The 19720-nt window shown below is 74.9% G+C and carries 16 protein-coding genes; 3 read left to right on the top strand and 13 right to left on the bottom strand.

Annotated features, from left to right (window positions below):
* Nucleotides 1-125: 125 nt before the first annotated feature.
* From OYE22_RS27700 to OYE22_RS27680, 5 genes are all read right to left on the bottom strand, one after another.
* A complete protein-coding gene (locus OYE22_RS27700) occupies nt 126-2234 on the bottom strand; it encodes a tetratricopeptide repeat protein (protein WP_277324355.1) in 2109 nt (702 codons plus the stop codon).
* A gap of 623 nt (nt 2235-2857) precedes the next feature.
* A complete protein-coding gene (locus OYE22_RS27695) occupies nt 2858-3313 on the bottom strand; it encodes a carboxymuconolactone decarboxylase family protein (protein WP_277322925.1) in 456 nt (151 codons plus the stop codon).
* Between the two features lie 75 nt (nt 3314-3388).
* Nucleotides 3389-3871: an Rrf2 family transcriptional regulator gene (locus tag OYE22_RS27690; protein WP_277324354.1), complete on the bottom strand. Its 483-nt coding sequence runs from the start codon at nt 3869-3871 to the stop codon at nt 3389-3391.
* Nucleotides 3872-3971: 100 nt separating this feature from the next.
* Nucleotides 3972-4292 carry a multidrug efflux SMR transporter gene (locus OYE22_RS27685; RefSeq protein ID WP_277322924.1) on the bottom strand — a complete coding sequence of 107 codons (321 nt, stop codon included), beginning with the start codon at nt 4290-4292 and terminating at the stop codon, nt 3972-3974.
* Nucleotides 4289-4939: an NAD(P)H-dependent oxidoreductase gene (locus OYE22_RS27680; RefSeq protein ID WP_277322923.1), complete on the bottom strand. Its 651-nt coding sequence runs from the start codon at nt 4937-4939 to the stop codon at nt 4289-4291. Before OYE22_RS27680 ends, OYE22_RS27685 begins: the two co-directional genes overlap by 4 nt.
* 111 nt (nt 4940-5050) lie before the next feature.
* Here OYE22_RS27680 and OYE22_RS27675 point away from each other — a divergent pair, with 111 nt between their 5' ends.
* On the top strand, nt 5051-5605 hold the full coding sequence (locus OYE22_RS27675) for a TetR family transcriptional regulator (RefSeq protein WP_277322922.1): 555 nt from the start codon (nt 5051-5053) through the stop codon (nt 5603-5605).
* Nucleotides 5606-5815: 210 nt separating this feature from the next.
* On the opposite strand, the gene OYE22_RS27670 is transcribed toward OYE22_RS27675, so the two are convergent.
* Together OYE22_RS27670 and OYE22_RS27665 are read right to left on the bottom strand one after the other, a co-directional pair.
* Complete coding sequence (locus OYE22_RS27670; protein WP_277322921.1) at nt 5816-6442, bottom strand: NUDIX hydrolase; 627 nt, start codon at nt 6440-6442, stop codon at nt 5816-5818.
* A gap of 154 nt (nt 6443-6596) precedes the next feature.
* Complete coding sequence (locus tag OYE22_RS27665; RefSeq protein ID WP_277322920.1) at nt 6597-8282, bottom strand: CTP synthase; 1686 nt, start codon at nt 8280-8282, stop codon at nt 6597-6599.
* A gap of 516 nt (nt 8283-8798) precedes the next feature.
* On the opposite strand from OYE22_RS27665, the gene OYE22_RS27660 reads away from it, so the two are divergent.
* Together OYE22_RS27660 and OYE22_RS27655 are read left to right on the top strand one after the other, a co-directional pair.
* Complete coding sequence (locus OYE22_RS27660) at nt 8799-10601, top strand: glycoside hydrolase family 15 protein (RefSeq protein ID WP_277324353.1); 1803 nt, start codon at nt 8799-8801, stop codon at nt 10599-10601.
* An 11-nt stretch (nt 10602-10612) separates the two neighbouring features.
* Complete coding sequence (locus OYE22_RS27655) at nt 10613-12310, top strand: PucR family transcriptional regulator (RefSeq protein WP_277322919.1); 1698 nt, start codon at nt 10613-10615, stop codon at nt 12308-12310.
* Between the two features lie 76 nt (nt 12311-12386).
* On the opposite strand, the gene OYE22_RS27650 is transcribed toward OYE22_RS27655, so the two are convergent.
* The 6 genes from OYE22_RS27650 to OYE22_RS27625 all read right to left on the bottom strand — a co-directional run bounded on the left by OYE22_RS27650 (nt 12387) and on the right by OYE22_RS27625 (nt 19685).
* Nucleotides 12387-13463 carry a glycosyltransferase family 4 protein gene (locus OYE22_RS27650; protein ID WP_277322918.1) on the bottom strand — a complete coding sequence of 359 codons (1077 nt, stop codon included), beginning with the start codon at nt 13461-13463 and terminating at the stop codon, nt 12387-12389.
* 640 nt (nt 13464-14103) lie between these two features.
* On the bottom strand, nt 14104-15855 hold the full coding sequence (gene recN / locus OYE22_RS27645; protein ID WP_277324352.1) for a DNA repair protein RecN: 1752 nt from the start codon (nt 15853-15855) through the stop codon (nt 14104-14106).
* Nucleotides 15856-16138: 283 nt separating this feature from the next.
* The gene (locus tag OYE22_RS27640; RefSeq protein WP_277324351.1) at nt 16139-17065 is read right to left on the bottom strand and encodes an NAD kinase; all 927 of its coding nucleotides are present in this window, start codon (nt 17063-17065) and stop codon (nt 16139-16141) included.
* 89 nt (nt 17066-17154) lie between these two features.
* Complete coding sequence (locus tag OYE22_RS27635) at nt 17155-18039, bottom strand: TlyA family RNA methyltransferase (RefSeq protein ID WP_277324350.1); 885 nt, start codon at nt 18037-18039, stop codon at nt 17155-17157.
* Nucleotides 18040-18052: 13 nt separating this feature from the next.
* Entirely contained in the window at nt 18053-18430 is a 378-nt protein-coding gene (locus OYE22_RS27630) for a hypothetical protein (RefSeq protein ID WP_277324349.1), read from the bottom strand.
* A gap of 307 nt (nt 18431-18737) precedes the next feature.
* Nucleotides 18738-19685 carry an ABC transporter ATP-binding protein gene (locus tag OYE22_RS27625; protein WP_277322917.1) on the bottom strand — a complete coding sequence of 316 codons (948 nt, stop codon included), beginning with the start codon at nt 19683-19685 and terminating at the stop codon, nt 18738-18740.
* Between the last annotated feature and the right edge of the window lie 35 nt (nt 19686-19720).

Genomic DNA, 19720 nt, shown 5'->3' with positions numbered 1-19720 from the left:
ACGGTCCTTGATTCTGGGATTTTCCGGACAATATCGGCAATGCATGTGCATACCGGAAACGACCGTGGTGGTCGCGGTACTCCCAGTCTAATGAAGGATGTCGCGCTGTCTAGCCTTGCATTGCATCAATCTTGCCGGGGAGTGCTGCTGGTTTCGCAGGTCGAGTCCGGCTTGCCCCTATGGACCGGCTCTCCAGCGTCCTCCGTTTCGGCCTCCGGTACGGCTTTAGCGGCCGCCGGTACCCTGCGCGGATTTCGCGGCCCGACGAGCCGGCCGGCCTCCCGCCGGTGCAACTCCGCGGCCGGCTGGTCGCCGAGCCGTTGCAGGGCGTCCGCGAGCCGCAGCCGCACCACCGCGAGCGCCCGCGGGTCCCCCGCCTCCCGCGCGTGCTCCAGCGCCTCCTGACAGGTGCGCAACGCCTCGCGCGGCCGGCCCGCGAACTCCCACACCCGCGCCACCTCGGCCAGCGCCCGCGCGTAACCGGCCTGGTCGCCGAGCCTGCGCCACGCCGCGGCCGAGGCCCGCCAACCGCGCAGCCCCTCGCTCCAGCGACCGGCGCACGCGTGCACCGTGCCGAGGCGGCCGTAGAGCCGCGCCTGGTCGGCCAGCTCGTGCCGGGTCAGGCGCAGTTCGAGGGCGCGCCGGTACCAGTCGGCGGCCCGGTCCCAGTCGCCCAGCTCGTGGTAGGTGGCGCCGATGGACTCCAGGGCCCGGCCGATGGAGTACGGGTCGTCGGCCACCCGCGCGGCCTTGAGGGCGCCCCGGTAGCGGGCGAGCGCCGCGTCCGGGCGCTGGGCCCGCGCGTCGAGGTCGCCGAGGTTCAACAGCGCCGCCGCCCGCTCCAGGGGAAGGTCCCTGCGCGTGGCGACGTCGAGCAGCAACCCGTGCAGTTCGTACAGCTCCGGCGCCGCGCCGCCGGCGCCCCGGTGCGCGGCCAGCGCGTGCGTCAGCGCCGACAGCATGCGCCTGGCCAGCGTGTCCAGGCCGCCGTCGGCGGCCGCGAGGCGGGCGGCCGCCAGCAGTGCGGGCTGGCGCGAGCGCAGCCACCGGGCGGCCTCGGCCCGGTTCGGGAAGCGCAGCGCCGCGGGCAGTTCGGCGCTGCGCTGCTCCTTGGCCTCGTCGTCCGGCGCCGCGGCCAGGTGGGCCGAGTGCAGCAGCCGTACGGAGCGCTCCAGCATGCGCGCCCGGGCCAACTCGACCTCGGCGGCCCGCTCGTGCTCGCGCAGCAGCGCGGTCAGTCCGGGCATCAGGCAGCCGGGCACCTGGTAGCGGGGCGGCATCACGTCGCGCGCGGCGGCGCGGGCCGCGCCCTCCGGTGGCAGCGGGCGCAGCAGCCCGTGGGCCAGGAAGTCGGCCAGCGTCTCCTGCGCGCTGGGCACCGAGCAGCCGGCGAGCGCCGACGCGGTGTGGGCGTCGGCCCAGCCGCCGGGGGCCAGCGCCAGCAACCGCAGCAGCCGGGCGGTCCGGGCCGGCAGCGACGCGTGCACCAGGCGCAGGGCCCGGGCCAGCGGGCGCCCCGAGTGCTCGGAGCCGGCCTCGGCCGCCAGCTCCCGCAGCCGCGCGGCGGCGTCCGAGACCGAGGCCATGGGGCGGGCCGCGAGCCAGCCGCCGACCAGCGCGAGCACGGCGGGCTGCGCGCCGCACTCCTCCACGACGGTGCTGGCCGCCACCGGGTCGACGGTGATCCGGGTGGGCCCGGCGTACTGGGTGAGCAGCGCGATGGCGGCCTGCCCGTCCAGGCCGCCGACGGTGCACGGCCGAACGTCTGGCACCCCGGTCAGCGGGCCACGGCTGACCACCAGGAGCAGGCAGTCGGGCGCGTCCGGCACCAGGGCGTCGACCTGTTCGGCGCTGTCCGCGTCGTCCAGGAGCAGCAGCGCGCGCCGCCCGGCGAGGGCGGCGCGCAACGCCTCGGTCAGCTCGTCCTCGTCGGCGCCCGGGGGCGCGGAGACCCCGAGCGCGCTCAGCAGGTCGCGGGCGACGCGGGCGACGGGCACCGGCTCGCCGTCGGGTGTGGTCAGCCCGGCGCGCAGCACCCCGCTCGGGTAGCGGTCGGCGACCTGCGCGATGAACGCCTCGGCCAGCGCCGTACGACCGGAGCCCGGCCGGCCCGCGATGAGCAGCACCCGGCCGCGCGGGGCCTTGCGGCCGGCCAGCGTGTCGAGGCCGGCCCGGTCGATGTCGGCGCGCAGGGAGGCCAGCTCCTGCCGACGTCCGGTGAACCCGCTGGGCAGCGCGGCGGGCCCGGGCCGCCCCGGGGCGCGGCTCGCGGACGCCTCGGTGGGCGCCTTCGCGGCCCCCGGCCGGGCGGCGGGCGACGGGCTCGCGGGCTCGCCGGGTTCCGCGCACGGAGCGCCCGGAGTCGTCCGCTCCGGCTCCGCCGTCGCCGCCGGCTCGGTCGCGGGCGCGTGCCGAGCCGCGTCGGGGTCAGGGTCGGGCCGCGGGGTTCGTATGTCCCCCGGTGGCACCTCTGACCGCGGTGTCGCGAGCTCGTCCGGCGGGACGTCCCCCCGGGTGTCCACCGCCTGCTCCGCCACGGGCCACGCTCCTTATTCCCCGCCGCGCGCGGGGAGACCCAGTCCTGCGCATACGCCGGCCGCGGGCGCGGTCGGGCGAGACGAGCGTAGTTCACTGGCTGCCGCGCGGCGGGCGGCCTCGGCGGGCCGCGTACCCCGAAAATCACCTGATCGGATTGGCGCCGGGCCGCGGGTCCTCGCGCGGCGGTCGCGGACCCCTGTCGGACCGTCAGGCAGGCGCCGCCCGGGGCCGTCACGCGTGGCGGCCGTGTCGCCGGGCGGGGCGCCCGCCGACGGGGCGCCCCGCTTCCCGGCGGGGCTTCGCGGTGGGGGTCAGGCCCTCACCGGAAGGAGCCGGCCACCAGCCCCGCGGCGACGTTGACGCGGTTCCAGGCGTTCACCGACGCGATGGCCATCACCAGGGCGGCGAGCGCGTCCGGGGCGAAGTGGCGGGCGGCGGTGTCCCAGACGTCGTCGGGCACGCCCGCGGGGTTGTCCGCGATGCGCGTGACCGCCTCGGCGAGCGCCAGCGCGGCGCGTTCCCGGTCGCTGTAGAACGGCGCGTCCCGCCACGCGGCGACCGACCACAGCCGTTCGTTGGTCTCGCCCGCGTCGCTGGCCCGGTGCGCGTGCAGGTCGACACAGAGCGAGCAGCCGTTGATCTGGCTGACCCGCAGGCGGACCAGTTCCAGGACGTCGTCGGGCGCGGGGCTGTCGCGCAGGAACTCCTCCATCGCGGACAGGGCCTGATAGCCACGGCCGGCGACCTTGTACACGTTCGCCATACGAGGTTGCATCTCGATCCTTTCGTTTCTGGACAAAAAATATTCAGGAATTTTCACGGTGGAGGCCGCGCCACGGTCTGGCGCGGCTCAGCGCACGGGTTGGGCCAGGCGGTTTCGTGCCATCCGTGGCGCGTCGGGATGCTTGGCCTCGACCGAGTCCCTGAGGTCGGCGAGCGTCTGGGCGGCCAGTTCCCGCCGCCACGCCAGCTCCGCCCGGCTCATCGCCTGGGAGACCAGGCAGTGTCTGCGGTAGTCGACGTCCGACCGCCCGCCGGGCCCGTCACGCATGATCTGCTGGCACCGGAAGGCGTCCCGGCCACCCTCGATCGCGACCACGACGTCCAGGAGCGTGATCTGCTCCGGCGCCCGCGCGAGCCGGAAGCCGCCGCGCGGCCCGGAGGTCGAGGCGACGATGCCGGCGCGGGCCAACGCCTGGAGTTGCCGGTTCAGGTACGCCGGCGGCAGGTCGTAGAACGCCGCCAACTTCCGCGCCGTCACGGCCTGCTGCTCCGCCCAGGCGAGGTTGAGGCAACTGTGCAAGGCCCACTCGACGCCCTCGCTCATCTGCATACTCGACATTTAACATTCAGAATCTTCCACGATCAACGCCGGGGAGGCGACCGGCACGTCCGCACCCGCCGCCTCCCCGCCCCTCGCCCGCCCGGCCCCGCTACTCGGGCGAGGTGACGCGCGCGAGGGCGACGCCGGCGATGATGAGCGCCAGCGCGGCCACCCGGCCGGCGCTCACCGGGTCCTTGTTCAGCGCGATGCCGAGGGCGATGGCGCCGATGGCGCCGATCCCGGTGAACACCGCGTACGCCGTGCCCACCGGCAGGTCCCGCATCGCCAGCGACAACAGGTAGACGGCGCCGGCGGCGAGGAGGAAGCAGACCAGGGTGGGCAGCGGTCGGGTGAAGCCCGCCGTGGGCTTGATGCTCTGCGACCAGGCCACCTCCACGGCACCGGCGGCCAGCAGCAACAGCCAGCTCACAGCGCGCTCCCCAGCTTCCGGGCGGCGGCGAGCGCGGCTGCCCGGGAGTCGTCGTGCTGGGCGCGACGGGCCGCCAGGGCGGGGTCGAGGCGGGAGTTGACCAGTTCGGTGCCGACGAAGGTGACGTCGTCGACGGCATAGTGCCCCTGGATGAAGTCGCGCAGGTACCGCTCCTGGTGGTCGTACGGGTGGCGCGGCGTGCCGGGCCCGTACGCGCCGCCGCGGGCGTGGGCGACGACGAAGCGGCGGGGGGCCAGGGACATCTTCGGGAAGGTCACCTGGTCGATCCACGCCTTGAGGGCGGAGGGTATGGAGAAGTTGTACATCGGCGCGGCCATCAACACCACGTCCGCGGCGAGGAGTTCGGCCAGCAGCGGCTCGACGACGGCCCAGGTCGCGGCCTGGGCCGGGGTGCGGACCGCCTCCCGGTACCGGTGCGGGTCGGCGATCTGGCGCTCCAGGAGGTGGTCGCACAGTTCGGTCCACGCCTCGTCGATGTGCGGGACGGGATCGCGCGCGAGGTCGCGGTGGAGGTAGGTGCCGTCCGGGTGCGCCGCGCGCCAGGCGTCGGCGACGGCGTCGCCCAGTTCGCGGCTGAAGGAAGCGCGGCGCGCGCTCGCGTCGAGGTGCAGCAGGGTGGAGCTCATGAGGTGCCTCCCTGGAGTCAGCAAAGCGGACACGGTGTCCGGTTGCGCGGTCGAAGACTAGCAACTGGACAGGCCGTCCACTTATTCCGGAGAGGGTTCTACGCTGACCCCGTGACCAAGGAACGCGCCGATGCCGCTCGCAATCGGGAAAAAGTGCTCGCCGCCGCGGCCGAGCTGTTCGCCGCGAAGGACCCGCGCACCGTCACGATGGAGGACATCGCGCGGGCCGCCGGCGTCGGCCGGGGGACGCTGTACCGGCGGTACCCGGACGTCGCCTCCATCGCCACCGCGCTGCTGGACGAGCACGAGAAGGCCCTGCAACACGAGTTGCTCCAGGGCCCGCCGCCGCTGGGCCCGGGGGCGCCGCCGCGTGAACGGCTGGCCGCCTTCTACGCGGCCATGGTCGAACTCCTCGACCGCCACGTCCACCTGGCGCTCGGCGCCGAGACCGGCGCCCGGCGGTACGCCACCGGCGCCTACGGCTTCTGGCGCGCTCACGTCATGGCCCTGCTGCGCGCGGCCGGGGTGGCCGATCCGGACGCGCTGGCGGATGCCCTGCTGGCCCCGCTGGCGCCCGACGTCTTCGCCTACCAGCGCGAGCGCGGCGTCACGCCGGCGCGCCTGACCGCCGCGCTCGCCGAACTCGCCCGCGTCCTGGACCGCTGAGCGCCGGCACGCCGGTCAGCGGGCGGAGGCCGGCCGGCGGGCGGAGGCCGGACAGCGGGCGAGGGGGGCACGGGGACCGGTGGGGCCGGTGCGACCGGCGGCCGGCCGTGGGGCACGCGGACGGTGTCCGCCGAAGGCGCCGGTCTCCCCCGTCGGAAACTTCCGCTGGTCCGCCCCGGTGGCACGCGCCGGGGCGGCCTGGGCCGGCCGTCAGGCGTCGAACGGGCGGGCCGGCCACGGGGCGTCGGCCGGGCGCAGCGCGTCGAGGCCGTCGCCGGCCTGCGCGGCCAGCAGCGCGAGCACGCCCACTACCAAGGAGTTGTTGTGCAGTTCGCCGGCGAGGGCGCCACGGGCCAGCTCGGCGGCCGGAACGCGGGCGAACTCCATGTCGGCCTCCTCACCCGAGACCTCGAAGCGCTCGCCCTCGGCGTCCGAGATCTGGCGGGCCAGGAAGATACGCACCGACTCGTCGCAGCCGCCGGGCGTGGTGTAGACGTCGGTGAGCACGCGCCAGTCCTCGGCCTTGACGTGCACCTCCTCGTACAGCTCGCGCTGGGCCGCGTGCAGCGGGTTCTCGCCCGGCACGTCGAGCAGGCCGGCCGGAATCTCCCAGAGCTTGTGACGCACCGGGTGCCGGTACTGGCGCAGGACCAGTACGCGGTCCTCCTCGTCGAGGGCGAGGATGGCGACGGAGCCGGGGTGCACCTGGTAGTCGCGGGTCGCGGTGGACCCGTCGGGCATGACGACCTCGTCCGTGCGGACGCTGGTCTTGTTGCCGGTGAACGGCGTGCTGGTCGACACGACCCGCCATTCCTCGGCGATGTCCTTGATGCCCATCTGTGCGCCTTCCTGAGCTGGCTGTGCGGTGTGGAGCTGCGCCGGTGCCGCACGGCGCGAGCCCGCCGGGGCGGGCCGGCGGCCCGGACACGACACCGGGGTACGCGCCGCTGGGCGGCCCGTACCCCGGCAACCGTATCGGTGCGGCGCGGCGTCAGGACGCGCTGGTCCGCCCCTCGGTCCCGGCCGCGGCGCCGGTCTGCTCGGCCGCGGCGCGCTGGCGCGCCACGGCGGCCTTGACCAGGCCGGCGAAGAGCGGGTGCGGGCGGGTCGGGCGGGAGCGCAGCTCCGGGTGGGCCTGGGTGCCGACCAGGTACGGGTGGACCTCGCGCGGGTACTCGACGTACTCGACCAGCTTGTTGTCGGGCGAGGTGCCGGAGAAGACGATGCCGGCCTTCTTCTCCAGCTCGGCCCGGTAGGCGTTGTTGACCTCGTAGCGGTGCCGGTGCCGCTCCTCGACGTAGGGCTGGTCGGCGTAGACCTCGCGGACGATGGAGCCCTCGGCGAGCTTGGCCGGGTACATGCCGAGCCGCATGGTGCCGCCCATGTCGCCCTCGCCCGCGACGATGTCGAGCTGCTCGGCCATGGTGGAGATGACCGGGTCGGTGGCGGCCGGCTCGAACTCGGTGGAGTTGGCCCCGCCGATGCCCGCCAGGTTGCGCGCGGCCTCCACGACGATGCACTGCAGGCCCAGACACAGGCCGAGCAGCGGGATCCGCGCCTCGCGGGCGTACTGGATCGCGCCCACCTTGCCGTTGACGCCGCGCTCGCCGAAGCCGCCGGGGATGACGATCGCGTCCACGTCGCCGAGTTGTTCGTGGGCCCCGGCCTGCGTGGTGCAGTCGTCGGAGGTGACCCACTTGACCTTGACCCGCGCCTTGTTCGCGAAGCCGCCGGCGCGGATGGCCTCGGTCACCGAGAGGTAGGCGTCGGGCAGGTCGATGTACTTGCCGACGAGGGCGACCGTCACCTCGTGGTCGGGGTTGTGCACCCGGTCGAGCAGGTCGTCCCAGGTCGTCCAGTCGACGTCCCGGAAGGGCAGGTCCAGCTTGCGGACGACGTAGGCGTCCAGGCCCTCGGTGTGCAGCACCTTGGGGATGTCGTAGATCGACTTGGCGTCGATCGCCGCCACCACGGCCGCCTCGTCCACGTCGCACATCAGCGAGATCTTGCGCTTGATCGCGGTGGGCACGTGTCGGTCGGCGCGCAGCACGATGGCGTCGGGCTGGATGCCGATGTTGCGCAGCGCCGCCACGGAGTGCTGGGTCGGCTTGGTCTTCAGCTCGCCGGAGGGGCCGATGTAGGGCAGCAGCGAGATGTGCACCACGAAGACGTTGTCCCGGCCCACCTCGTGCCGCACCTGGCGCACGGTCTCCAGGAACGGCAGCGACTCGATGTCGCCGACGGTGCCGCCGACCTCGGTGATCACCACGTCGACGTCGTCGGTGGCCATGCGCCGGATGCGGTGCTTGATCTCGTTGGTGATGTGCGGGATGACCTGGACGGTGTCGCCGAGGTACTCGCCGCGCCGCTCCTTGGCGATGACCTGCGAGTACACCTGGCCGGTGGTGACGTTGGCCGAGCCGTCGAGGTCCACGTCGAGGAAGCGCTCGTAGTGACCGATGTCCAGGTCGGTCTCGGCGCCGTCGTTGGTGACGAAGACCTCACCGTGCTGGAACGGGTTCATCGTGCCGGGGTCGACGTTCAGGTACGGGTCGAGCTTCTGCATGGTGACCCGCAGGCCCCGCGCCTTCAGCAGCGCACCCAGACTGGAGGCCGTCAGCCCCTTGCCGAGGGAGGAGGCGACACCCCCGGTGACGAAGATGTGCTTGGTCGTCATGGATGTGGGTGGCAGTGCCAAGAGGGGGCTCCCGTGGGATCGCGAAGTGAGGTGCGTCCGACACCGTCCCGAAGTCGGGCGATGCCGTCGCTGCGGTCCGGGGTCACCCGAAATGTCGCTGGGGTGCCCACCGGTTTCCACGGGATACCAGGCTATCAGCGCGCCGGGGTCGCCGCTCCCGAAGGCACCGCCCCGGCTTCTGGAACAGGCTGCCCGGGAAGTCGCTGACCTGCACCGGAGCGCCGGGCCTCGACACCGGGCGCACACGGTGCGCACACATCGTCCGCAGCCGCCACTACCTCACCACCCGATCGGCGCACCAGGCCGCGGCCACCATGTGGGACTCTGCCCACGGATCAAGCCCGTGGGACGTATCCTGCACGGACGCACGCTGCGAGCCGACCGGTGTGGCACCAAACCCCGTTTGCCTCCGGAGTACCAGCTCGTCCAAGATCCAAAGCCGTAAGACCGCAAGACGCCCCGCGGGGCGAGGTGGCCGTTCGAATGGGGATGCACGTGGCCGGGCGCATCGAAGATTACGCACTCATTGGCGATATGCAGACCGCCGCCTTGATCAACAGGGATGGCAGCGCCGACTGGCTGTGTCTGCCCCGCTTCGACTCCCACGCCATCTTCGCGGGGCTGTTGGGCACCGAGGAACACGGCTTCTGGCGGCTCGGCCCGGCCCACCCGGCCGACACCCCCGCGCCGCACGCCGACCGGCGCCGCTACCGCGGTGACTCGCTGGTCCTGGAATCGGAGTGGGACACCCCGCGCGGCACCGTGCGGATCATCGACTTCATGCCGCCGCGCGACGGGGCGCCGCAGCTCATCCGCATCGTGGAGGGCGTCAGCGGACGCGTGCCCATGCGCTCCGAGCTGCGCATGCGCTTCTCCTACGGTCGCGTGGTGCCCTGGGTGCACAAGGTGGAGGGCCGCACGGTGGCCGTCGCCGGGCCCGACTCGGTCTGGCACGACACCACCGCCGAGACGTACGGCAAGAACCTCACCACCTACTCGGACTTCACCGTCTCGCCCGGTGAGCGCATCGCCTTCACGATCAGCTGGGAGCCCTCGCACAAGGGCCAGCCCGCGCTGCCGGAGCCGGAGACCTCGCTTGAGGCGACCGAGGACTTCTGGCGCGAGTGGGTCGAGCACTGCACGTACCACGGCCCCTACCGGGACGCGGTGGTCCGCTCGCTGATCACGCTCAAGGCCCTGACGTACGCGCCCACCGGTGGCATCGTTGCCGCGCCCACCACCTCGCTGCCCGAGGAGGTCGGTGGCGTGCGCAACTGGGACTACCGCTTCACCTGGCTGCGGGACGCGGCCATCACCCTGTCCTCGCTGCTGCGCACCGGCTACCGCGACGAGGCCCGCGCCTGGCGCGAGTGGCTGCTGCGCGCGGTCGCCGGTGACCCGGAGAACCTCCAGATCATGTACGGCATCGCCGGCGAACGGGAGCTGGGCGAGACCGAGTTGCCGTGGCTGCCGGGCTACGAGGGCTCGCAGCCGGTACGGGTTGGCAACGGCGCGGCCGGTCAGCTCCAGCTCGATGTGTACGGCGAGGTCACCGAGGCGCTGCACCTGGCGCACATGACCGGCCTGGCCCGCAACGACTACGCCAGCGTCCTGCAGCTCAAGCTGATCAGCTACCTGGAGAAGCACTGGTACGAGCCGGACGAGGGCATCTGGGAGGTGCGCGGCCCGCGTCGGCACTTCGTGCACTCCAAGGTGATGGCCTGGGTCGCGGTCGACCGCACCATCAAGCTCATCGAGGCGGGCGACGCGGACGGCCCGTTGGAGCGCTGGCGCGAGATGCGCGACGCCATCCACCGCGACGTGTGCGAGAAGGGTTACGACAAGGAACGCAACACCTTCACGCAGTCCTACGGCTCCAAGGAGCTGGACGCCTCGCTGCTGCTCATCCCGCAGATGGGCTTCCTGCCCCCGGACGACAAGCGGGTCATCGGCACCATCGAGGCCATCCAGCGCGAACTGTCCACGCCGGACGGGTTCATCATGCGCTACCCCACCAGCAGCGGCGACGAGAACCTGGACGGGCTGCCCGGCGACGAGGGAGCCTTTCTGGCCTGCTCGTTCTGGATGGCCGACGACCTGGCGATGATCGGCCGGGTGGACGAGGCCCGCAAGCTCTTCGAGCGCCTGCTCGCCCTGCGCAACGACCTCGGGCTGCTCGCCGAGGAATGGGACCCGCGCCTCAAGCGCCAGGTGGGCAACTTCCCGCAGGCCTTCAGCCACGTGCCCCTCATCGACACGGCGCTCCGGCTCACCGCCTCCGGCGCCTACGGCGGCTGACCCCCGGCGCGGTGTCCGAGCCCGGCACCATCACCGTGGCGCGGGCCCTTGAGCTGCCCGCGCTGCGCCGTGGCCTGCCGGAGATCCTGACCGCACCGGGCGAACTCCAGCGCCCGGTGCGCTGGGTGCACGCGGGCGAGACGCCGCGCATCGCCTCCCTGCTCAGGGGTGGCGAGCTGCTGCTGACCACCGGCATCGGGCTGGGCAGCCGGGCGGCCGAACAGCGCGCGTACGTCCGCACGTTGGCCGAGCGCGGCATCGCGGCCCTGGTGGTGGAGCTCGGCTCGCGGTTCACCGCGCTGCCCGCGGCCGTCGTGGACACCGCCCGCTCGCTGGGGCTGCCGCTGGTCCAACTCCACCGCGAGGTGCCGTTCGTGGCGGTCACCGAGGAGATCCACACCGAACTGGTCAACGCGCACTACGCGCTGTTGCGCCAGGCCGACGAGGTGCACCGGCAGTGCGCCGAGGTGCGGCTGCGCGGCGGCGGGGTGCCGGAGATCCTGCGGCTGTTCGCGCGCTTCGCCGACAACCCGGTCTTCCTGGAGACCCCGGACGGACGCCTGCTGTACGCGGCGGGGCCCACCGGCCGGGCCGGGCTCGCCGACCCGCTGCAGATCTGGGACGGGCTGCGCGCCAGGCGCCCGGGGACCGCGACGGCCGTCGGAGACCCGACCCACACCCAGGAGACGCCGCAGCCGCCCGCCGGCAGCGTGCTGGTCGACGTGCCAGGCGGCGGCCCCGGGCCGGGCGCGGTGCGGGCCCGGCTCGTGGTGCTGCCCGTGGCGGGGCCGCTCGCACCGGTGCACCGGATCGCGGCCGAGCGCACAGCCACGCTGCTGGCCCTGGTGCTGCTCCAGGCTCGGCAGGAGGAGGAACTCGCCGCGCGGGGCCGGGGCGACTTCCTCACCGACCTGGCCGAGGAGCGGATCGCGGCGGCCGACGCGCCCGCGCAGGCCCGGGTGCTGGGCTTCCGGCCGGGCGACGGGCCGCTGCTGCCGGTGGTGATGGCGCTGCCGACCGCCACGGCCCCGCTGGGCGGCGGCGACCACTGGGCCGCGCTCGCCTCGGCGCTGCGGGAGGAGCTGACCGCGGTCGGCGTACCGGCGCTGTTGGGCGTGCGCCTGCCGGAGGCACGGGTGCCGCTGCTGGTCGGGCTGCGCGGGGCCGATGAGCGGGTGGCGGTCGCGGAGCGGGTGGCGGGCGCGCTGCGGGCCGGTGTCGAGCGGGCCTGGCCCGAGCGGGCGCCGGCGCTCGGACAGCGCGGGGCGCGCTCGGGGCCGCCGGTGGTCGTGGTGGGGCTGGTGGGTGGCTGGGACGCCGCCGGGGCCGAGTTGCGGCACGCCGCGTCGGCGGCGAGCGCGGCGCGCGGGCTGCCGGACCGGCCGTGGCACGACGTGCGCGGCCTTGAGGTGGACCTGCTGCTGTGGCGGCTGCGCGAACACGGCGACCTCGCGGCCTTCGTGCACCGCATGATCGGCCCGCTCCTCGAACACGACCAGGCGGCCAAGCCACCGCTGCTGCCGACGCTCATGGCGTACCTGGCCCACGCGGGACGCAAGGCCGAGACGGCGCGCGCCCTGCACGTGAACCGGCAGACGCTCTACGACCGGCTGGCCCGGATCACCCGGCTGCTCGGCACCGACCTGGACGAACCGCGCACCGTGCTCGCCCTCAGCCTGGCCCTCCAAGCCCGCCGCCACCTGTCGTGACCCCGGCGGCGCGGCCGCCCTCCGCCCGCCCGCGCCGGGGTAGCCGCCCGGGCCGGTCCGGGTGGGCGCCGGCGAATCAGCCCGTCAACTCGTCGTAGACGCCCAGCACATGCGCGACCGCGTCGTCCTCGGTCGGCCACCGCGCGGCCTGCGCGCGCCCGGCCGAGGCCAGCCGCCCGCGCCGGGCGGGGTCGGCGAGCAGCCCGAGCACCGTGCGGGCCAGCGCCTCGGGATCGCCGTACGGGACGAGTTCCGCGCCGTCGCCCACGAGTTCGGGCACGCCGCCTACTGCCGTCGCCACCAGCGGCACCCCCGCGTGCAGCGCCTCGTGGGCGAGGTGCGGGCGCGCGTCCCACCGGCTCGGCAGCACCGCCACGTCCGCGGCCGCCAGCAGTTCGGGCATGTCGTCGCGGCGGCCGAGCAGCCGCACCGGCAGCCCCTCGGCCTCGATCCGACGCTGCAACCTGACGCGTTCCGGGCCCTCGCCCGCGATGGCCAACAGGGGCGGCGGGTCGTCCGAGCGCCAGGCCCAGACCGCGTCGAGCAGCACGTCGAACCCCTGCCGCTCCTCCAGGCGGCCGGCGGCGAACAGCAACGGCCGGTCCACGGCGCCGAGTTCGGCCCGCGCCTTGCGCTGCCGCGGGTCCTCCTCCCGGGTCACCGGTGGGGGCGGCGGCACCGCGACCGGTGCCAGCCTGGCGTCCCTGGCGCCGCGCTGGCGCGCGAGGTCCACCAGGTCGGCCGAGGTGCCCAGGACGACGCGGGCGCCGCGCGCCACCCGCCGCTCGGCCAGGTATCGCAGGTGGGCGCGGGCGCCGTGCACCGGGGGCCGGGCGTGCCAGGTGACGACCAGCGGCGCGGTCCCGCCGCGGCGGGCGAGCGAGGTCAACAGGCCGGCCCCGGTGCCGTGCGCGTGCACGATCGCGGCGTCCGCGCACACGGCCCGCAACGTGGTCAGCGTCGCGGCGCTGGCGCGCGGCTCCACGGGGACGAACCGGGCCCCGGCCGCCCGGAACCCGTAGGCCGCCTCAAGGCCGCGCGGCCCGCACACGGTCACCCTCAGCCCCCGCGCCACGAGCCCGGCCGCGAGCGAGCGCACCTGCGCTCCGCTCTCGGACGCCCCGTTTCCGAGCACCTGGACCGCGTGCGTCACACCAGGTCCTGGCGCTGACGCCGTGGGGCGGCTCACGGTAGGGCTCACGCGGGCACTGCTCCTCGGTTGACGGCACGGCGGGGACGGCGCGGTGGGTGGGGGATGGGGATGGGCAGGCGGGTCGGGCGGGAACTGCTGGGGCCGGCGGGCGTACGGCGCGGGTGCCTGCGTGACGGGGGCGACGGGGATGACAGCAGGGGCGATTGGGGGTGATTTGGGCCGAGTGATGCGCGTAGCGTGGCGGCGTCACGGGGCGGGGCGGACAAGGGCGTGGGGAGAGGCGGGGCGGAACGGGTGGGGCGGGATGTGGCGGGCGGCATGCGCTGGTGACATGTGCCGCGCCCAGGATGCCAGCCGTGGCCGGCGTCGCGGCACCACTGTTTCCGCCTTTTTGCTCACGCCCGCCGTCTGGTTGGCGGTGGATTCACTCACACGAGCGAGTCGGCGCCCCCGCCTCGGCGTCCCACCAGCCGGAGGCGGCAGCCCCCGGCCGGTCCCGTCACCCCGCCCCCGGGCGCCGCCGCCCCGGCGCGACCGACACCGCCGCCCGCGCCCCCGCCGCCGGGCGGGGCGGCCGGCCACTTCGTACGGACCGGCGCGAGCAGCGGGCGCGAGCGGCGGGCTTGCGAAGCCGCGGGTTCTAGCCGCGCGGGCGGCGCGTGGTGTGGGCCGCCGCGCGGGCGGTCTCCAGGAGTTCCTCCGCGTGTGCCCGGGCCAGTTGCGAGTCCTCCTGGCCGGCGAGCATCCGGGACAGCTCGCGCACCCGGTCCTCGCCCTCCATCACCTGGACGCCGCTGCGCGTCACCGAGCCGTCGTGGGTCTTCTCGACCACCAGGTGCCGGTCCGCGAAGGCGGCCACCTGCGGCAGGTGGGTCACCACCACGACCTGCGCGGACTCGGCGAGCTTGGCGAGCCGTCGGCCCACCTCCACGGCCGCCTTGCCGCCGACGCCCGCGTCCACCTCGTCGAAGAGGTAGGTGGGCACGGGGTCGGAGCCGGCGAACACGACCTCGACCGCGAGCATCACGCGCGAGAGCTCACCGCCGGAGGCGCCCTTGGCGATGGGCCTGGGCGGCGCGCCCGGGTGCGGGGCCAGGAGCAGCTCGACCTCGTCGGCGCCGTGCGGACCGTAGGCGACGGCCCGGCCGTCCACCTCGATGCCCTCCTGCGGGTCGGCGACCTCGGTCTGCCGGATCGCGAAGGTCACCCGGGCGTGCGGCATGGCCAGCTCGCCCAGCTCCCCGGTGACCGCGTCGGCGAACCGCTTGGCCGCCGCGTTCCTGGCCTCGGTCAACTCCTGGGCCCGCGCGCCGAGTTCGGCGCGCAGCGCGTCGCGTTCGGCGGTCAGTTCACCGATCCGGTCGTCGTCGCCCTCGAGTTCGCCGAGCCGGGCCGCGCTCGTCTCGGCCCAGCTCAGCACGGACGCGATGTCCTCGCCGTACTTCCGGGTGAGCTGGGCCAGGGCGGCCCGGCGCTCCTCCACGGCCGCCAGGCGTCGCGGATCGGCGTCCAGGTTGTCCGCGTATCCGGCGAGTTCGCCCGCCACGTCGGCGGCCAGGATGCCGATCTCGCCCAGCCGGTCGGCGAGGGTGGCCAGCGCCGGGTCGTGGGACCGTACGGCCTCGACGGCGCGGTGGGCGCCGGCGATCAGGGTGGCCGCGTCGACGCCCTCCGGGTCCTCCGGGTCGCCGGCCAGCGCGGCGTGCGCCAGGCTCGCGGCGGAGGCCAAGGCCTCGGCGTGGCCGAGCCGCTGGGACTCGGCGGCCAACTCGGCGTCCTCACCCGGGCGCGGCTCGACGGCGGCGATCTCCTCCAGGCCGAACCGCAGCATGTCGGCCTCCTGGGCCCGCTCGCGGGCGCGGGTGGTCAGCTCGGTCAGCTCGGCGGAGACGGCGCGCAGCCGGCGGTAGGCGCCGGTGTACGCCTCCAGGGGCGCGGCGACGGCGTCGCCGGCGTACCGGTCGAGCGCCTGTCGTTGCCGGGCCGGCTTGAGCAGGCCCTGCTGGTCGGTCTGGCCGTGCACGGCCACCAGCTCGTCGGCGAGTTCGCCGAGCAGCCCGACCGGGACCGACCGGCCGCCGACGTGGGCGCGCGAGCGGCCCTCGGCGGAGACGGTGCGGCTGATCAGCAGGGTGCCCTCGTCGACGTCGGCGCCGGCCTCCTGGACCCGGTCGGCGACCGTGCCCCGGTCGGCGATGACGATCCGGCCCTCCACGACCGCCGCCTTGTGGCCGATCCGTACCAGGGCGGCGTCGGCCCGGCCGCCGAGCAGCAGGCCGAGGCTGGTGACCACCATGGTCTTGCCGGCCCCGGTCTCGCCGGTCACCGCGGTGAATCCGGGCGACAGTGCCACGACGGCATCGTCGATCACCCCGAGCGACTGAATCCGCATCTCTTCGAGATGCGGGCGCGCACCCGCTATGACCTGCGTCTTTTCCTCTCGGCGAGTGCTCACTTGCCCCTCTGGGGAAATCCTGGGGAGTCTGCTCCACACTCCCGCTCGCGTCGTTCTGTCCACCGAGGAGGGTAGCGAGCGCTTCGCGCCTCCTCCCGCCCGCCTCCGGCTTGAGCCGAGCGTAGTGGCCGAACGCGTCGATCGGCGAAGCGGCCGGTGGGCGCCGGTTCGGGCCCGGGGCTCGTGGCGGCGGCTCGGGGCAGGCGGGGCCGGTGCGGCATCAGTGCGGAGCGCCGCGCCAGCCGGCCACCGGCAGGGCGAACTTCGCGACCAGACGGTCGGTGAACGAGGCGTGGTGCAGCCGGGCCAGGCGCACCGGCACCGCGCCGCGCCGCACCTCGACGCGCGCCCCCGCGGGCAGCTCCACGGTGCGCCGTCCGTCGCACCACAGCACCCCGTGCGGGGTCTGCGGCTGCACCTCCACCGCCAGCACCGAATCGGGCGCGGTGACCAGCGGCTTGGCGAACAGGGCGTGCGCGCTGATGGGCACCATCAGCAGCGCCTCCACCTCCGGCCACACCACGGGGCCGCCCGCCGAGAACGCGTACGCCGTCGAGCCGGTGGGGGTGGCGCACACGACGCCGTCGCCGCCGAAGCCGGTGACGGGGCGGCCGTCCACCTCCGTGACGACCTCAAGCAGGCGTTCCCTGGCGGCCTTCTCGACCGACGCCTCGTTCAACGCCCAGTCGGTGTGCACGACGTGGCCGTCGTTGCGGACCAGCACGTCGAGCGTCATCCGCTCCTCGACCTCGTACGCGCGCGAGACCACCCGCTCCACGACCTGGTCCAGGTCGTCCCGCTCGGCCTCGGCGAGGAAGCCCACCCGGCCGAGGTTGACCCCGAGCATCGGCACGCCCGAGGTGCGGGCGAACTCCGCGCCGCGCAGCAGGGTGCCGTCGCCGCCGAGCACGATGAGGAGTTCGCAGCCATCGAGCACCCGCGGCGTCGCGTCGACCCGCGCCACCTGCGAGGGCAACGGCAGGTCCGCGGCCTCGGCCGCCAGCACCCGCACGCCGATGCCGCTGCGCAACAGGCCCTGGACGACGAGTTCGGCGCTGCGGACGGCCGCGGGCCGGCCGGTGTGGGCGAGCAGGAACACGGTGCGCTCCCCCGCCGCCCCCTCCGCCCGGGCCTGGAGTTCCGCCAGCGCGGGCGCCGGCGCGGACGGGTCCGCCCCGGGCGCGGCCGGTCGCGCCGCGCCCGTGGGCGGCTCCTGTGCTGCTGCTTCTGAAGTGGTCACCGAGGCCCCTCCGCCACTGCACGGTCAACGTCCGCCGGGTCCAGGTCAGGCGCCCCGGCGCGAAGCCACAGAAAGTATTCGACATTGCCCGACGGGCCCGGCAGCGGGCTGGCCGTCACGCCCAGCACCCCGAGCCCGAGTTCCGCCGCCCGGGCGGCGACGGTGCGCACCGTCTCGGCGCGCAGTTCCCTGCTCCGTACGACGCCGCCGCTGCCCAGCCGTTCCTTGCCGACCTCGAACTGTGGCTTGACCATCAGGACGAGGTCGGCGTCCGGCGCCGAGCAGCGCACCAACGCCGGGAGCACCAGGCCGAGCGGGATGAACGACAGGTCGCCCACCACCAGGTCGACGGGTTGGCCGTCGAGCTGTTCCAGCGTCAGCTCGCGGACGTTCGTACGGTCCTTGACGACCACCCGCTCGTCGCTCCGCAGCGACCAGGCGAGCTGCCCGTACCCGACATCCACCGCCACCACCTGGGCCGCCCCGGCGCGCAGCAGCACGTCCGTGAAGCCGCCGGTGGAGGCGCCGGCGTCCAGCGCCCGGCGCCCGGCGACCCGCAGGCCGCGCCCGGCGCCGCCCTCGGGAGCGGGGCCGGTGTCGGCGGCGGGGTCGGGGGCCGTGCGGGCGCGGTACTCGTCGCTGAACGCGAGGAGGGCCCCGGCCAGCTTGTGCCCGCCGCGCGAGACGTAGTCCGGGTCGCTGTCGTCCTGGGTGACGACGACGGCCGCGCTCGTCTCGACCTGGGTGGCGGGCTTGGTCGCGGTCGTCCCGCCGATGGTCACCCGGCCCGCGGCGATCAGCTGGCTCGCGTGCTCGCGCGAGCGCGCCAGCTCGCGGCGGACCAGCTCCGCGTCGAGTCGGTTACGGCGTGGACGGCTCACTGCCACGTGCGGTTCAGCTCCTGTGATCGTGCGGGGACGGCGCCGGTACGAGCCGGCCGGGGCCGGGGCGCTGGTCGAGTGCGTCGAGCACGTCGCGCAGGCCCCGGTGTACATCCTCGTACACCTCAAGGTGACCGTCGACGGGCAGGTGGTCGAGGTCACCGAGGCGCTCCAGGCCGGCGTCGACCGCCGGGTCGCCGGTGGGCGTGCGCACGAGGCCGAGCGGGGCGGTCTCCTCCCCCGGCTCCCCCGCCTCCTCCCGTCGCCCGGCCGGTGGCCGCTCCGGCTCCCGCACCGCCTGCCGCGGCTGCTCCGGCCGCTGTACGGGGGGTGCCTCGCGCGGCTCCGACGGGTCGGCGGGTGGCGCGGCGGCCTCCGGCGTCGGCGCCACCGTGGTGGTCGGCGCGGCGGTCGGGCCCGGTACGACGCGGGCGGGCCCGGGCGCGCCGGGCTCGACGGCGGCCCCCGTGGGGCTGGGGGCGTCCGCCGTGGTGGGGTGGGGCTGCGCCGGGTGGGCTGGCGCGCTGGACATCGGCTCATCCATGGCCCCGACGCTACCGTGCGACACGCCCTCACCAAGGCGGCCCGCTGGCCGCGCCCGGGTGCGGTCGGCGACGCCCGGGCGGGGGCGGGGAGGGACAGGGAAGGGCGGAGTGGGGGGCGAGCGGGCCGGCGGTGCCGGGTGGTGCCCCCGGCGCTCAGCGGCCCGGCGTCGGTTCGCCCGCCGGTACCGGATCGGCGGCCTCGCCGGTTCCAGAGGCCTCGCCGGCCTTGGCGGCCTCCGTCCCCGCGGCCGGCGTCGGAACGGCCGTGGCCTGGCGGCGCGAGCGGCGGGCGGCGGGGATCACCAGGGGCGTGCCGCTCTCCGGGTCCTCGATCACCTGGCAGCGCAGGCCGAAGACCCGCTCCACCAGCTCGGCCGTGACGATCTCGCCCGGCTCGCCCTCGGCGACGACCTCGCCGTCCCGCATGGCGATCAGGTGCGTGGCGTACCGGGCGGCGTGGTTGAGGTCGTGCAGGACGGCCACCAGCGTGCGGCCCTGCTCCTCGTGCAGGTCGGCGCAGAGGTCGAGCACGTCGATCTGGTGCTGGATGTCGAGGTAGGTGGTCGGCTCGTCGAGCAGCAGCAGCGGCGTCTGCTGGGCGATGGCCATGGCGATCCACACCCGCTGCCGCTGCCCGCCGGAGAGTTCGTCGACAAAGCGATCCGCCAGTTCGGCGACGCCGGTGGCCGCCATCGACTCGTCGACGATCCGCTCGTCGGTCTCCGACCACTGCCGCAGCAGCCCCTGGTGCGGGTAGCGGCCGCGCGCCACGAGGTCGGCCACCGTGATGCCGTCCGGCGCGATGGAGGACTGCGGCAGCAGCCCCAGGGTCCTGGCGACCTTCTTCGCCGGCAGGGACGAGATGGCCTGCCCGTCGAGCAGCACCGAGCCCGCCGTCGGCTTGAGCATCCGCGACAGGGCGCGCAGCAGCGTGGACTTGCCGCAGGCGTTCGGCCCGACCACGACCGTGAAGGAGTGGTCGGGTATCGACACGGACAGGTGCTCGGCGACGGTGCGCCGGTCGTAGGCGAGGGTGAGGTCCTGCCCGGTGAGCCGCTGTCGCGCGCCGGACGCGGCGGGGGTCGCGGAAGAGGTAGCCACGGTGTGTTCGGTGTCCTTGTCGTCGTTGGTGCCAG

Source organism: Streptomyces sp. 71268 (assembly GCF_029392895.1).
In the GTDB taxonomy this organism is placed as follows: Bacteria; Actinomycetota; Actinomycetes; order Streptomycetales; family Streptomycetaceae; genus Streptomyces.
This window is presented reverse-complemented; position numbering and strand designations above follow the sequence as displayed.

Excerpts from the sequence above, each read along its gene's own strand:
- OYE22_RS27665 (WP_277322920.1), bottom strand. The coding sequence starts at position 8,282 with ATGACGACCAAGCACATCTTCGTCACCGGGGGTGTCGCCTCCTCCCTC.
- OYE22_RS27680 (WP_277322923.1), bottom strand. The coding sequence starts at position 4,939 with ATGAGCTCCACCCTGCTGCACCTCGACGCGAGCGCGCGCCGCGCTTCC.
- OYE22_RS27695 (WP_277322925.1), bottom strand. The coding sequence starts at position 3,313 with ATGCAACCTCGTATGGCGAACGTGTACAAGGTCGCCGGCCGTGGCTAT.
- OYE22_RS27690 (WP_277324354.1), bottom strand. The coding sequence starts at position 3,871 with ATGCAGATGAGCGAGGGCGTCGAGTGGGCCTTGCACAGTTGCCTCAAC.
- OYE22_RS27670 (WP_277322921.1), bottom strand. The coding sequence starts at position 6,442 with ATGGGCATCAAGGACATCGCCGAGGAATGGCGGGTCGTGTCGACCAGC.
- recN (WP_277324352.1), bottom strand. The coding sequence starts at position 15,855 with ATGCGGATTCAGTCGCTCGGGGTGATCGACGATGCCGTCGTGGCACTG.